The following is a 12,715-nucleotide window of genomic DNA, read 5'->3' on the forward strand; positions in this document are numbered from 1 at the left end:
ACCTCAGCGATTGGAGAGCATCTGGCGCGCAACGATCACGCGCATGATCTCGTTCGTGCCTTCCAGAATTTGGTGCACGCGCAGATCCCGCACCAGTTTCTCGATGCCATAATCCGCCAGATAGCCATATCCGCCGTGCAATTGCAGACACTGATCCACAACCTTCGATCCGGTTTCTGTTACGAATTTCTTGGCCATCGCACAGAATTTTGTGGCGTCCGGTGCGCCCTGATCAAGTTTCCACGCTGCCTGACGCAAGAATGTGCGCGCCGCCTGTAGCTCAATCTCCATATCTGCCAGTCGGAACTGCAGCGCTTGAAACTGATCGATCGATTGTCCAAAGGCCTTGCGCTCGGACATATACTGCAACGTCATGTCCAGACCGTTCTGAGCTGCCCCCAGCGAGCAGGAGGCGATGTTCAGGCGGCCACCGTCCAGCCCCATCATCGCGTATTTGAAACCGTCGCCTTCAGCTCCGACCAGATTGCCGGATGGAATTTTGCAATCGTCAAACTGAACTTGCGCGGTTGGCTGGCTTTTCCAACCCATTTTCTGTTCCAGACCACCGAAACTCAGGCCCGGCGTGCCGTCTTCGACATATACCGTCGAGATCCCCTTGGGACCGTCCTGACCCGTGCGCACCATGCAGACATAGGCATCCGAATAGCCGCCGCCGGAAATGAACGCTTTTGTGCCGTTGAGCGTGAAGCCTTCATTGGTCCGTTCAGCGCGCGTTTTCAGCGCCGCAGCGTCCGATCCCGATCCGGGTTCCGTCAGGCAGTAGCTGAGGACGGTTTCGAGGCTGAGGATACTTGGCATAATGCGGTACTTCAGATCGTCACTGCCAAAGCTGTCCAGCATTTTGGCGCACATGTTGTGAATCGACAGGAACGCCGCGACCGAGGGGCAGGCCATCGATAACGCTTCGAACACCAGTGTCGCATCCAATCGCGTCAAACCCGAACCGCCAGCCTCTTCCGAGACATAAAGTCCACCAAATCCTAGTTCGCCGATTTTGGGCCAAAGCTCTTTGGGGATGGTTCCGTCTGCTTCCCACTGACGCGCGAAGGGGGCGATGTGGTCTTGGCCAAAGGCGTAGGCCATGTCGAAAATGGCCGTTTGTTCTTCGGTCAGCGCGAAATCCATGACGTGTGCTTCCTGATGGCTATAGAATTGAACGAGCGTTTTATTCTTCAATCCTTACAGAAATTTTTCAATGACGGCAAACCCGGCGATTTAGGGGATTTCTGGACGGTGAGGTATACTGCGGGAATTCTGCTTTCTTGATCATTACGGAGTATTCTTATGTCGTCACACAAGCTTGCTGTTATCGCGATTCACGGCATGGGCAGCCAGTACAATCCTCAGAACCAGCCCCCATCCACGACCCCAACGTTTTCCAAAGGGCTGAAACGACGCGTTTCAAACCGGGTCGGCGCGGATATGGATGATGTGATCTGGCACGAGGTGGTCTGGGCACAGATCCTGCAAGGGCGGCAAAAGGCATATCTGCGCAAGGTCAACCGCAGCCTTGGATACGACAAGCTGCGCGAGTTTGTAGTGTGCAATCTGTCGGATGCTGCTTCTTACCGACCAACTCCGGATGATGGCGATAAGATCTATGAAGCGATCCACAAAAAAATCGAGAATGTGATGGGGGTCGTCAAATACCAGGTCGGACCACAGGGGCCTGTACTGATCCTGGCGCATTCGCTGGGTGGGCACATAATGTCGAACTATATTTATGACATGCAAAGACATCTGCGCCAGGGTGGTTCACCGGTTCACCCGACAGATGTTGAAAACATGAAAACCGTTGCTGGCCTCGTGACGTTTGGGTGCAATATTCCGATTTTTCTGTTCGCATATCCCGAGAATGAGATTTTTCCGATCATGGCCCCGAACCGCGCGCTGCCGCCTGCGTTGCAGTTTTCGACCTGGTGGCGAAACTACTATGACAAGCATGATGTTTTGGGTTTTCCTTTGGGCAAAAGCGCGCCAAGCTATGAACAGCTCGCTCAAAGTGGGGCCTTGAAGGATAAGCCGATCAATGCGGGCAAAATCTTTACGTCGTGGAACCCGCTTTCGCATAACGGATACTGGACGGATCGCGATTTGTATGAACCCGTAGCGGACCGGATCAAAGAGATTTTGGCGGCGATTTGACTTTATAGGTCGGCGTGAAATTCCTCGATCAGGTGCTTGACCACCGCCATGCCCGGATCATCCCCGCGCGCCAAAGCTTCAGCGTAAACACGGCGTTGGCGGGTGGCGGAGGTGCCATTTTCTGCGATCTGCCGAAGGCGGGCGAGTTCGGTCATGGTGCCCAATGCCTCGGTGTCTTCGGCCAACATGCCCATCAGCTCTCCGATCAGTTCAGCCATCGGCTTGATTGAGCGATCACCGAAATCGATCAGACCTTCGCCCACACCGTAGCGCTGCGCGCGCCAACGGTTTTCGCCGATCAGAAACTTATCATATTGCCGCCAACGAAGATTGCGGTCTTTCAGGCGGCACAGCATCCGGGTCAGCGCCTGCACTAGCGCTGCAAGCGAAAGCGTATGTTCAAGCCTTGGCTGTACGTCCATGATGCGTGTTTCTAGGGTAGGGAACCGGTGAGATGGACGTAGGTCCCACCAGATTTTAGAGGTGTCCTCGATCACGCCGAGTTCGACCAGCACGCCGGTGGTGCGTTCGTATTCGCCCCAACTGCTGAACACCGGGGGCAGACCGGTCCGGGGCAGATTGTCGAACACGGTGAGCCTATAGGAGGAAAGCCCGGTATCTTCGCCGTTCCAATAAGGAGACGAGGTCGACAACGCCAGCAGATGGGGCAGGAAGTAAGAAAGCTGGGGTACCAGGTCGGCGCGCAAGGCTTGATCTTCGACGCCCACATGCACATGCATTCCGCAGATCAGCATCCGCCGCGCCACGCCGCCCAAAGCATGCTGCAGGGCGTCGTAGCGCTCTTTCCGTGTGTGGTGCTGGTCTTTCCAGTTCGCAAACGGATGGCAAGAGACCGCGATCGGAGCCAGATTATACTCGGACGCACGTTTTGATACACAAGAACGCAGGCGCTTTAGATCTTCGCGCGCCGATCTGATCGTAGCATGTGGGCGGGTCCCGACTTCGATCTGGCACTGCAGAAATTCCGGGCTGACCTGGCCTTCGAAATCTGCCTGACAAGCTTCCATCAATGCTGCGGGCGCCTCGGCGAGCTGCAGACTGTCTTGATCGACCAGCAGGTATTCCTCTTCAATGCCGATCGTGAATTCCTGCTGCATGGCGGTCCTCGTTGGTCAATTCACGTTAGTGAATACGGAAATTAGCGTTTTGCCAAGGGTTTGGCCTGTCGGTTCTTGCAGAGGTCCTGCGTGCACAGGTAAAGAGCGGGCGCAACGCAATGTGGAGCTGTCCTCGTGAAACCCAGAAAATTTCCGCAGATCAATGCCGCCCTGGATGAGTTGGGCGTTAAGCTGATCGACAAGGTTACAGAACAGGATGAACGGGCGCGGCTCGAAGCGTTCGAACGGGCAGGGGGATTGAACAGGGCTGCCTATGCCCTGTCACCGGGGATGGACGGATTCGATATCGCGCAACTGATCAAAGAGTATACGCGCCATGCCGATGAGCTTGCTGCGTTGAAGGACCCGGCGCGAAACCAAACCGGTTATTACACCGGCAACGGATATTACGATAGCCCGGATGCGGATGCGCTTTACTTGATGATCCGCCGCTTTCAGCCCAAGCGCGTGATCGAGGTCGGCTGCGGGAACTCTACCCGCGTGACGCGGCAGGCGATCATAGATGGTGGTTTGGATACGACGATCACGGCAATTGATCCGTACCCGCGCGCAGATATCGCCCATGTCGTCGATCAGTTTGAGCAGAAGCGACTGGAAGAAGTAGATCCCGCGCTGTTCGATCAGCTTGAGGCTGGGGATGTTCTGTTCATCGATTCAAGCCATGTGGTTCGGATGAGCAACGATGTCGCCCATCTATTCTGTCGGATCATTCCGGCGCTGAAACCCGGCGTTGTCATTCATGTCCACGATGTTTTTCTGCCTTATGAATATCCCAAACGGTTCTTCTATGACTGCCCAGGATGGGGTGAGCAGTACATGTTGCACGCCTTGCTGCAATCCGGTTTCTATTCAATGCTTTGGCCCGGATATCACCTGCAGCAGGATCGCCCCGACGCCGTTGCAGCGCTGCCGTTTCTAGAAGAGGGCCGTGCGCAGAGCATCTGGGTTCAGCTCAAAGAAAATTGATTTCTGTGTGATCCGGTTCGAACCCAGGTCCGTAACCCTTTCCATAACAAGCTGGAGAGGAGTTAACAGCCATGTTCCGCCGCACATTCATGGGCGCTGCCGCCGCATTTGCACTTGCACTGCCCGTCAAGGCACAGGCCGCTGATATCGTAGATACCGCAGTTGCTGCCGGGTCTTTCAACACCCTGGTTGCTGCCGTTCAGGCCGCGGGCCTGGTTGATACGCTGAAAGGCGATGGGCCCTTCACCGTCTTTGCACCCACGGATGAAGCTTTTGCAGCTCTGCCTGAAGGCACTGTTGAAACCCTACTTCTGCCAGAAAACAAGGACCAGTTGGTGTCGATCCTGACCTACCATGTCGTGCCAGCCAAAGTGATGTCCGGCGACATTGCAGGAAAGCGCGCGAAGGTTTTGACCGTGCAAGGCGACCGACTAAGCGTGAACGCAAAAAATGGCGTGAAAGTTAATGGTGCCAAAGTTGTGCAGGCCGACATCGAAGCCAGCAACGGCGTCATTCACGTTGTCGACGAAGTGATCATTCCCGAATAAATCTACCACCTTCACGAAAACAAAAGCCCCGTTCCTGATGGACGGGGCTTTTTTGTGTTTCGTGTAGAAACTCGCCGTTTAGACCAAACGTACCTGAGTACCGACCTTTACCAGCGGATACAGCTCTTCAACGTGCTGGTTATAGAGACCAATACAGCCGGACGAGCTCTGACGTCCAATCTTGCGGGTATCATAGGTGCCGTGAACCAGGTAGGCAGGCCAGCCAAGATACATAGCGCGAGTTCCCAATGGGTTTCCAGGTTCACCACCCTCCATGCGAATTGGCAACGAGGGATCGCGCTCGCGCATTGATGGGGTTGGTGTCCAGCTTGGGTTCTCCGCCTTGCGTGTGACTTTGGTATAGCCGCGCTTGGTCAGCTCTTCGCTCATCGGGACAGAACTGGGGTACAGCTTGTAGGTTCCATCCGGCCCCCAGTAATGAACAGCCCGGCTGGTGATATCGGCCAACAATGCGCCGACGCCCAACTCGTCAAAGTGATCCTGCCAATTCTGTTGCGAGAACGAGGAAACGTTACGACGTACTGGAAGCTGCGTGCTGATTGCTTCCTCGGTCTGTGGGAAAGCATCAGTGCTTTGAGCACGCACGATAGCAGGGGCCGCAATCAGCGATGCAGCGCCCAAAAGGGCGTGACGACGGGTAAAACGATTTTGGGACAAGGTTGCCTCCAGGGAGTTATGAGCTGCTCGGATAGTTGAATTACCGATAAAATATTAGTGAATGTCTGCTTTTTCCAGAGGGCGACCTCTGAATTTCTTGTGAGGTACGCGATCAGGCAGCAACTGGCGCATGCACGAAAAAACCCGACCCATGTAGGGCCGGGTTTCCTGATTTGAAAGCTGTTGATCAGTCCATCGCTTTGAAGTTGAACTCGCCACCTTCCTTGATGCCCGACGGCCAGCGCGATGTCACTGTTTTGGTGCGGGTGTAGAACTTGAAGCTGTCCGGACCGTGCTGGTTCAGGTCGCCGAACATCGATTTCTTCCAGCCGCCAAAAGTGTGGTAGGCCAGCGGAACCGGGATCGGAACGTTGATGCCGACCATGCCGATGTTCACACGGCTGGCAAAGTCACGCGCCGTATCACCGTCGCGGGTGAAGATCGCAGTGCCGTTGCCGTATTCATGATCCATCGCCAGTTTCAGCGCCTCTTCATAAGAACCCGCGCGTACGGTTGACAGGACCGGGCCAAAGATCTCTTGCTTGTAGATATCCATCTCGGGTGTGACGTTGTCGAACAGGTGCGGGCCGACAAAGAAGCCATCCTCATAGCCCTGCAGGCTGAAGTCGCGGTTGTCGACAACCAGCTTAGCGCCTTGCTCAACACCCGAGTTGATCAGGCCAAGGATACGCTCTTTCGCGGCGGCAGTAACAACTGGCCCCATGTCTACGTCGTCGCCCGCTGTGTAGGGGCCAACTTTCAGCTTCTCCACGCGAGGGATCAGCTTTTCGATCAGTGCGTCTGCGGTTTCTTCGCCCACAGGCACGGCCACCGAGATTGCCATGCAGCGTTCGCCAGCCGCGCCGAAACCTGCACCGACCAGCGCATCAGCAGCCTGATCCAGATCGGCGTCAGGCATAACGATCATGTGGTTCTTGGCACCACCGAAACACTGCGCCCGTTTGCCGTTGGCGGTTGCACGAGCATAGATGTATTGCGCAATCGGAGTTGAACCCACGAACGACACGCCCTGAATGATTTCGCTGTCCAGCAGGGTGTCCACGGCCTCTTTGTCACCGTTTACGACTTGGAACACGCCCTTGGGCAGACCAGCTTCGACAAACAGCTCTGCCAGCATCAATGGAACAGAGGGGTCGCGCTCGGACGGTTTCAGAACAACTGCGTTGCCGCAGGCCAGTGCCGGGCCAACGTGCCACAGTGGCATCATTGCGGGGAAGTTGAATGGCATGATCGAAGCGACCACGCCCAGCGGCTGACGCATCGAATACATATCGATGCCCGGGCCCGCGCTGTCGGTGAACTCACCTTTCAGCATCTGGGGCGCGCCGATGCAGTATTCTATCACTTCCAGACCACGCTGCAGATCACCCTTCGCATCGGGAATGGTCTTGCCATGTTCCCGGCTGAGAGCCTCGGCCAGCTTGTCCATGTCGCGGTTCATCAAGCCAACCATCGCCATCATAACGCGCGCGCGCTTCTGCGGGTTGGTTGCGCCCCAAGCGACCTGAGCTGCTGCAGCGTCTTCGATCGCAGCGGTGGTCTCGGCGACACTGGCCATCGGGCATTGGTACTGCACTTCACCCGTTGCTGGGTTGAATACATTGTCAAAGCGGCCAGATGTGCCAGCGACATTTTCGCCGTTGATGAAATGGGTCAGGTTCTGCATTGCAAACTCCTCCGGATTAAGTTGCGCGAAGAATAGACTTGCGAAAATCACCTGAACAGAGGCAATATTTCAAATCAGTTTTGCAAAAATGCAAAGGGTAGAGCATGACGCCGAATTGGGATGATTTGCGGGTATTTCTGGCGGTCGCGCGCGATGAAAGCCTTTCGGGTGCGGGGCGGGTTCTCAAGATAGACCCGGCGACTGTCGGGCGCAGAATCGCGCGGCTCGAAGCGGCATTGGACGCGGTGTTGTTCACGAAATCACAGCAGGGCTATGTGTTGACGACTGCAGGACAACGCCTGATGGAGCATGGGCTGCAGGCGGAAGAAGCTATGCGTGCAGCGACTGGTGTCATGTCAGGCTCTGCCAAATCGCTAAGCGGTCAGATCCGAATTGGTGCCCCGGATGGTAGTGCCAATTACCTGTTGCCACAGGTCTGCGCCAAGATCAGCGATGCCAATCCTGATCTCGACATTCAGATCCTGGCGTTGCCGCGCATCATCAACCTATCCCGGCGAGAGGCCGACATGGCGGTAACAGTCAGTGCGCCCACCGCAGGGAAACTGCTGGTGCAGAAGATATCCGACTATCGGCTGCATATGGTCGCAACGAAGGAATACCTGAGTCGTCACGCCGAAATTCGATCCATCGAGGATCTAAAAGGGCATCGGATGATAGGCTATATTCCGGACATGATTTTCGACCGCGAGCTGGACTATCTCAACGACATTGGTGTTGAACGTGTCGCGCTTGCATCAAACTCTGTTTCCGTTCAGCTGCGACAAGTTTCGCTGGGAACAGGGGTCTGCGTGGCACATGATTTCACATTGCCGTTCCATCGGGGATTGCAGAAAATCCTGACGGATCAGGTCAGTCTGACCCGGGGGTTCTATCTGGTCCGCCATCAGGGCGATCAGCGCAATGAGCGGTTGAACCGCTTTGCCGAGGCGTTGACGCGCGGAATACGGGACGAAGTAGCGCGGCTTGAGCGCGAAGCTTCACCTTGACACATTCACACATTCCGGCAACGCTTTGGAAAACAGTACGTAATTCCGGAGGTTTTCGCTTATGCTTGTACAGGCCATTCTCAAATCCAAGGCCAGCGGCGGTGTGGAGACGGTCGAGCCAACGGCATCCGTTTCTCAGGCTGCCGAGATTCTTGCGGAAAAGCGGATTGGTACTGTGGTCATTTCCGAGGATGGGGGGCAGACGGCAGCGGGCATTTTATCCGAACGAGACATTGTTCGCGAGTTGGCTGCCAGCGGCAGCGGATGCTTGGATAAACCCGTTAGCAACTATATGACCAAGCAACTTGTGACCGCCAGCCAGCAGGATACTGTTGAGTCTATCCTGTCCCAGATGACCGAAGGTCGATTTCGCCACATGCCTGTATTGGAAGATGGCAAACTGGTCGGCATCGTTACGCTGGGTGATGCGGTCAAGGCGCAACTGGCTGAACTTGCTATGGAAAAAGACGCGCTTGAGGGCATGATCATGGGGCACTGAACGCGGGGGCTGTTTCAGCCTCTTGCACCTGCGGCAAAGTTATGTTTGCTTGCGCAGAAATATTGTTGCGCTGGAGAGCCCAATGCGGGTTGGATTATATCCCGGTACTTTCGACCCTATCACCATGGGTCATATAGACATTATTCGCCGCGCGGCTGCGCTGGTGGATAAGCTCGTCATTGGTGTTGCTATCAACCGGGACAAGGGTCCGCTGTTTTCTTTGGAAGAGCGTGTCGCGATGATCGAGGCCGAATGCGCCCATCTAACCGAGCAGACTGGCACCGAGATTGTCGCGCATCCGTTTGAAAACCTGCTGATCGATTGCGCCCGCGATGTAGGCGCTCAGATCATCGTGCGCGGACTGCGTGCGGTTGCGGATTTCGAGTATGAATTCCAGATGGTTGGGATGAATCGCGCGTTGGACGACTCGATTGAGACCGTGTTCTTGATGGCAGAGGCACGGCATCAAGCCATTGCGTCGAAACTGGTCAAAGAAATCGCCAGATTGAACGGGGACGTGTCAAAATTCGTCACGCCCCGCGTCAATTCCGCCTTGAAAGAGCGGTTAGGATAGCGCGCCCATCGCGGCGGCTGTGTCCAGCATCCGGTTCGAGAAGCCCCATTCGTTGTCGTACCATGCAAGCACACGAACCAATGTGCCGTCAGTTACTTTGGTTTCAGGCAGTGAAACCGTCGAGCTATGCGAGTCGTGGTTGAAATCGATCGAGATCAAGGGGCGATTCTCGGCCGCCAGCACACTGGGGATTTTGGCGGCGGCTTCTACAAAGAGGGCATTGACCTCTTCTTCGGTCGTCGGTCGCGAAACCTCAGCAACCAGATCAACGACTGAGACATTGGGCGTGGGGACACGAATGGCTTGCCCGGTCAACTTACCAGCAAGCTGCGGCAATACCAGACCCACTGCAGACGCCGCGCCGGTTGTCGTGGGAATCATCGACAGTGCTGCTGCGCGCGACAAGTAGGGGTCTTTGCCCGCAGTGTCGTGAACCGGTTGGCTCGCCGTATAGGCATGAACGGTTGTCATGTTGCCGTGTTTGATGCCAAGCCCTGCGTCCAATGCTGCGGCCACGGGCGATAGGCAGTTGGTGGTGCACGAGGCATTGGAAACAACGATATCGTCGGCGGTTAGCTCATGATCGTTCACGCCGAACACGACTGTCTTCACGCCGCCGTCGCCACGGGCAGGGGCCGAGATCAATACTTTCTTTGATCCGTTTTTCAGGTGCCGCTCAGCTGCTTCACGGGTCCGGAAAACACCGGTGCATTCCAGAACCACATCCACATCAGACCAGTCCAGTGCTTCGGGATCATGCTCGCTGGTCAGCCGGATGGGCCCAGCACCCACATCCAGACCTGCATCAGTCAGAGTTACGGGTTTGGAATAGCGTCCATGCACACTGTCGAACTCGAACAGATGTGCGTTCATTTCGGGCTTTGCCAGATCGTTGATTGCGATGATTTCAACATCAGTACGTCCGGATTCCATGACGGCCCGAAGAACGCCGCGCCCGATCCGTCCAAATCCATTGATTGCCAGCTTGAGTGTCATAATGCGCTCCGTCAGAACATGGTCCATAGATGGTTAGCGCTAACAAAGCCAGATTGGCGCGAAAGTCAAGAAAAACCTCTGTCAGCGCCAGAAGGCGAGCCAATCCAGGAAATCGTAGAGCTTCTTGCCCAGGAACAGCAGGTGTTCGGTGCCGAATAGTGCCACGTCCAGCATCAGACCGCCCAGAATTAGGATTCCAAGCCAGATGGCGATTTGATTTGTCATTTCTGCGCCCTGAACGTAAATGCCCGCTCAGATAACCTGAGCGGGCATAAAGGTACAAGCGATGTGCGAAGGGTCAGTTAAGGCGGCCCATCGCGACGGCGACATCCGCCATACGCACCGAGAATCCCCATTCGTTGTCATACCATGCCAATACGCGCACCATTCGGTTGTCGACAACTCGGGTCTGATCCGGCGCAAAGATCGAGCTTTCTTCGGTGTGGTTGAAATCGGTCGAAACCAGCGGCGCGGGCTCATACCCTAGAACGCGCTGCATCGGGCCTTTCGCTGCCTCTTCGACGATGGCGTTGACCTCTTCGACAGTGACGTCGCGCGAGGCGCGGAAAGACAGGTCAACGGCCGAAACATTCGGGGTAGGCACGCGGATGGCCGAGCCGTCCAGGCGCCCTTTGAGGTTCGGCAGAACCTCTCCCAGTGCTGCAGCGGCGCCAGTGGACGTCGGGATCATCGACATGGCGGCAGCGCGGGCGCGATAAAGATCGCTGTGGCGACGGTCCAGCGTCGGTTGGTCGCCGGTATAGGCGTGAATCGTGGTCATGATGCCATGCTCGATGCCGATACCTTCGTCCAGAACCTTGGCAAGCGGAGCAAGGCAGTTGGTGGTGCAAGAACCGTTCGACACCATATTGTCGTTTGCGGTCAGGCTGTTGTGGTTCACACCAAATACGATGGTCTTGTCGACATTTTTGCCGGGAGCCGACAGCAGAACCTTACCAGCGCCGCGCTCAAGATGGGTTTTGGCTTTCAGGCCGTCGTTGAATTTACCGGTGCATTCCAGAACGACATCGCAGCCTTCCCAGTCCAGCTCGTTCATATCGTAGGTCGAGAACATCTCCATCGGGCCGCGACCCAGATCCATGGTGTTGCCTTCGACCGAGACGTCGCGTGGGAAACGTCCATGGATGCTGTCGTATTTCAACAGATGCGCCGAGGTTTCCAGCGGGCCGGTGGCGTTGACCTTGATCACTTCGATGTCGTTGCGCGCCGATGCGGCGATGTGCGACAGAGTACAGCGGCCGATGCGGCCAAAACCATTGATACCGACCTTGATGGTCATCCGACGTCTCCAAAAATGCGCTTGCGTTGCAGGCCATATAGCCGCGAATATTGAATCTCAAAAGGGCAAAAATGGCATATTTTTAAGGTGTTAGCGCAAACCTGCGCCGATTGCGCTAACGCTTGCGCTAGCCGTTGGATCAGGTAGGGTCCGATCGAACAGATGAATGGAAAGGAAGCGCGATGAGTGGTCTGTTGGCCCTGTTGGACGACGTGGCGGGCATTGCAAAGGTCGCGGCGGCTTCGGTGGACGATGTGGTGGCCGCTGCCGGCAAGGCTGGGGCCAAGACTGCGGGTGTGATCATTGACGATGCGGCCGTGACGCCCAAATACGTTCAGGGTTTTGCCCCAGCGCGGGAACTGCCGATCATCTGGCGCATCGCGCGCGGATCGATTTTCAACAAGATCATTCTGTTGTTGCCAGTGGCATTGCTACTAGCCAATTTTGCGCCTTGGTTGATCACACCGCTGCTTATGCTCGGTGGTTCATATCTGTGTTTCGAGGGGGCCGAGAAGATTTTTCACGTCCTGTTTCCACATGGGAGCCATGTGATAGACGAAGATATGAAAAATCCTGATCCTGGCCATCTGGAAGAAAAAAAGGTGAAGGGTGCGATCAAGACTGACTTTATCCTGTCTGCTGAAATCATGACCATCGCTTTGGCGGCCATTGAAGCGCCGAATGTGTGGATGCAAGCCGCGACGCTGGCCGTGGTGGGCGTTGGGGTCACCGTCGCCGTTTATGGCTCGGTCGCTCTGATCGTGAAAATGGATGATGTCGGGCTGTTCCTGGCGCAAAACGCTCCGACGCCGATAGGGCGTGGAACGGGAAGGGGCCTAGTCAAAGCGATGCCCGTTGTCATGAAAGTTCTATCTATCGTTGGTACTGCTGCCATGCTGTGGGTCGGCGGGTCGATTATGATCCACGGTATGGAGGTCCTGAGCTTTGGCTGGCTGGGCCATCACATTTACGACTGGGCAAATGCTGCGAGTCATGCTGTGTCTGAACAATGGGCAGGCGCGGTAAAGTGGATCGCGAAGGCGACGATGGATGGTGTATTCGGTCTGGCCTATGGGCTGGCGCTGATACCGGTGGCAACCAAGCTGCTGTCCCCCGCGATCAGCGCGATTTCGGGATCTGCGAACAAACACTGAA

Annotated in this window: 14 protein-coding genes; 7 read left to right on the forward strand and 7 right to left on the reverse strand. The window is 55.8% G+C overall.

What is annotated here, in order from left to right; all coding sequences use genetic code 11:
* Nucleotides 1-3: 3 nt before the first annotated feature.
* Nucleotides 4-1,146 (reverse strand): acyl-CoA dehydrogenase family protein, encoded by a 1,143-nt coding sequence (locus ACR0KC_RS01810; RefSeq protein ID WP_480704717.1) that lies wholly within the window; start codon nucleotides 1,144-1,146, stop codon nucleotides 4-6.
* 159 nt (nucleotides 1,147-1,305) lie between these two features.
* Between ACR0KC_RS01810 and ACR0KC_RS01815 the strand changes: the two genes are divergently transcribed.
* Nucleotides 1,306-2,166: a hypothetical protein gene (locus ACR0KC_RS01815; protein WP_480704719.1), complete on the forward strand. Its 861-nt coding sequence runs from the start codon at nucleotides 1,306-1,308 to the stop codon at nucleotides 2,164-2,166.
* 2 nt (nucleotides 2,167-2,168) lie between these two features.
* Here the strand turns inward: ACR0KC_RS01815 and ACR0KC_RS01820 are convergent, their stop codons facing one another.
* The gene (locus ACR0KC_RS01820; protein ID WP_170393197.1) at nucleotides 2,169-3,284 is read right to left on the reverse strand and encodes a carboxylate-amine ligase; all 1,116 of its coding nucleotides are present in this window, start codon (nucleotides 3,282-3,284) and stop codon (nucleotides 2,169-2,171) included.
* A 135-nt stretch (nucleotides 3,285-3,419) separates the two neighbouring features.
* On the opposite strand from ACR0KC_RS01820, the gene ACR0KC_RS01825 reads away from it, so the two are divergent.
* Nucleotides 3,420-4,271, forward strand: coding sequence for a class I SAM-dependent methyltransferase (locus ACR0KC_RS01825; protein WP_480561551.1), 852 nt, complete (start codon nucleotides 3,420-3,422; stop codon nucleotides 4,269-4,271).
* Between the two features lie 71 nt (nucleotides 4,272-4,342).
* On the forward strand, nucleotides 4,343-4,819 hold the full coding sequence (locus ACR0KC_RS01830) for a fasciclin domain-containing protein (protein WP_170393195.1): 477 nt from the start codon (nucleotides 4,343-4,345) through the stop codon (nucleotides 4,817-4,819).
* Between the two features lie 78 nt (nucleotides 4,820-4,897).
* On the opposite strand, the gene ACR0KC_RS01835 is transcribed toward ACR0KC_RS01830, so the two are convergent.
* Both ACR0KC_RS01835 and ACR0KC_RS01840 read right to left on the reverse strand, forming a co-directional pair.
* Nucleotides 4,898-5,497: a L,D-transpeptidase gene (locus tag ACR0KC_RS01835; protein ID WP_170393194.1), complete on the reverse strand. Its 600-nt coding sequence runs from the start codon at nucleotides 5,495-5,497 to the stop codon at nucleotides 4,898-4,900.
* A gap of 187 nt (nucleotides 5,498-5,684) precedes the next feature.
* On the reverse strand, nucleotides 5,685-7,184 hold the full coding sequence (locus ACR0KC_RS01840; RefSeq protein ID WP_170405524.1) for a CoA-acylating methylmalonate-semialdehyde dehydrogenase: 1,500 nt from the start codon (nucleotides 7,182-7,184) through the stop codon (nucleotides 5,685-5,687).
* Nucleotides 7,185-7,288: 104 nt separating this feature from the next.
* Between ACR0KC_RS01840 and ACR0KC_RS01845 the strand changes: the two genes are divergently transcribed.
* The 3 genes from ACR0KC_RS01845 to coaD all read left to right on the forward strand — a co-directional run bounded on the left by ACR0KC_RS01845 (nucleotide 7,289) and on the right by coaD (nucleotide 9,264).
* Nucleotides 7,289-8,191 carry a LysR family transcriptional regulator gene (locus ACR0KC_RS01845; protein WP_170405527.1) on the forward strand — a complete coding sequence of 301 codons (903 nt, stop codon included), beginning with the start codon at nucleotides 7,289-7,291 and terminating at the stop codon, nucleotides 8,189-8,191.
* A gap of 61 nt (nucleotides 8,192-8,252) precedes the next feature.
* Nucleotides 8,253-8,690 carry a CBS domain-containing protein gene (locus ACR0KC_RS01850; RefSeq protein ID WP_170405529.1) on the forward strand — a complete coding sequence of 146 codons (438 nt, stop codon included), beginning with the start codon at nucleotides 8,253-8,255 and terminating at the stop codon, nucleotides 8,688-8,690.
* Between the two features lie 82 nt (nucleotides 8,691-8,772).
* Complete coding sequence (gene coaD, locus ACR0KC_RS01855) at nucleotides 8,773-9,264, forward strand: pantetheine-phosphate adenylyltransferase (protein WP_170393190.1); 492 nt, start codon at nucleotides 8,773-8,775, stop codon at nucleotides 9,262-9,264.
* Here coaD and gap (ACR0KC_RS01860) read toward each other — a convergent pair.
* The 3 genes from gap (ACR0KC_RS01860) to gap (ACR0KC_RS01870) all read right to left on the reverse strand — a co-directional run bounded on the left by gap (ACR0KC_RS01860) (nucleotide 9,256) and on the right by gap (ACR0KC_RS01870) (nucleotide 11,560).
* Nucleotides 9,256-10,260 carry a type I glyceraldehyde-3-phosphate dehydrogenase gene (gene gap / locus ACR0KC_RS01860; RefSeq protein ID WP_480771413.1) on the reverse strand — a complete coding sequence of 335 codons (1,005 nt, stop codon included), beginning with the start codon at nucleotides 10,258-10,260 and terminating at the stop codon, nucleotides 9,256-9,258. The genes coaD and gap (ACR0KC_RS01860) overlap by 9 nt on opposite strands.
* A gap of 81 nt (nucleotides 10,261-10,341) precedes the next feature.
* Nucleotides 10,342-10,485 (reverse strand): hypothetical protein, encoded by a 144-nt coding sequence (locus tag ACR0KC_RS01865; RefSeq protein ID WP_010439846.1) that lies wholly within the window; start codon nucleotides 10,483-10,485, stop codon nucleotides 10,342-10,344.
* 73 nt (nucleotides 10,486-10,558) lie between these two features.
* Nucleotides 10,559-11,560: a type I glyceraldehyde-3-phosphate dehydrogenase gene (gene gap, locus ACR0KC_RS01870; RefSeq protein WP_170393188.1), complete on the reverse strand. Its 1,002-nt coding sequence runs from the start codon at nucleotides 11,558-11,560 to the stop codon at nucleotides 10,559-10,561.
* Nucleotides 11,561-11,742: 182 nt separating this feature from the next.
* Here gap (ACR0KC_RS01870) and ACR0KC_RS01875 point away from each other — a divergent pair, with 182 nt between their 5' ends.
* Complete coding sequence (locus ACR0KC_RS01875) at nucleotides 11,743-12,714, forward strand: DUF808 domain-containing protein (protein ID WP_480704727.1); 972 nt, start codon at nucleotides 11,743-11,745, stop codon at nucleotides 12,712-12,714.
* Nucleotide 12,715: the final 1 nt, after the last annotated feature.

The organism is Ruegeria sp. CF3 (assembly GCF_056537365.1).

Coding starts and splice junctions, on each gene's coding strand:
- ACR0KC_RS01810 (WP_480704717.1), bottom strand. CDS start 1,146: ATGGATTTCGCGCTGACCGAAGAACAAACGGCCATTTTCGACATGGCC.
- ACR0KC_RS01815 (WP_480704719.1), top strand. CDS start 1,306: ATGTCGTCACACAAGCTTGCTGTTATCGCGATTCACGGCATGGGCAGC.
- ACR0KC_RS01820 (WP_170393197.1), bottom strand. CDS start 3,284: ATGCAGCAGGAATTCACGATCGGCATTGAAGAGGAATACCTGCTGGTC.
- ACR0KC_RS01830 (WP_170393195.1), top strand. CDS start 4,343: ATGTTCCGCCGCACATTCATGGGCGCTGCCGCCGCATTTGCACTTGCA.
- ACR0KC_RS01840 (WP_170405524.1), bottom strand. CDS start 7,184: ATGCAGAACCTGACCCATTTCATCAACGGCGAAAATGTCGCTGGCACA.
- ACR0KC_RS01845 (WP_170405527.1), top strand. CDS start 7,289: ATGACGCCGAATTGGGATGATTTGCGGGTATTTCTGGCGGTCGCGCGC.
- ACR0KC_RS01850 (WP_170405529.1), top strand. CDS start 8,253: ATGCTTGTACAGGCCATTCTCAAATCCAAGGCCAGCGGCGGTGTGGAG.
- coaD (WP_170393190.1), top strand. CDS start 8,773: ATGCGGGTTGGATTATATCCCGGTACTTTCGACCCTATCACCATGGGT.
- gap (WP_480771413.1), bottom strand. CDS start 10,260: ATGACACTCAAGCTGGCAATCAATGGATTTGGACGGATCGGGCGCGGC.
- ACR0KC_RS01865 (WP_010439846.1), bottom strand. CDS start 10,485: ATGACAAATCAAATCGCCATCTGGCTTGGAATCCTAATTCTGGGCGGT.
- gap (WP_170393188.1), bottom strand. CDS start 11,560: ATGACCATCAAGGTCGGTATCAATGGTTTTGGCCGCATCGGCCGCTGT.
- ACR0KC_RS01875 (WP_480704727.1), top strand. CDS start 11,743: ATGAGTGGTCTGTTGGCCCTGTTGGACGACGTGGCGGGCATTGCAAAG.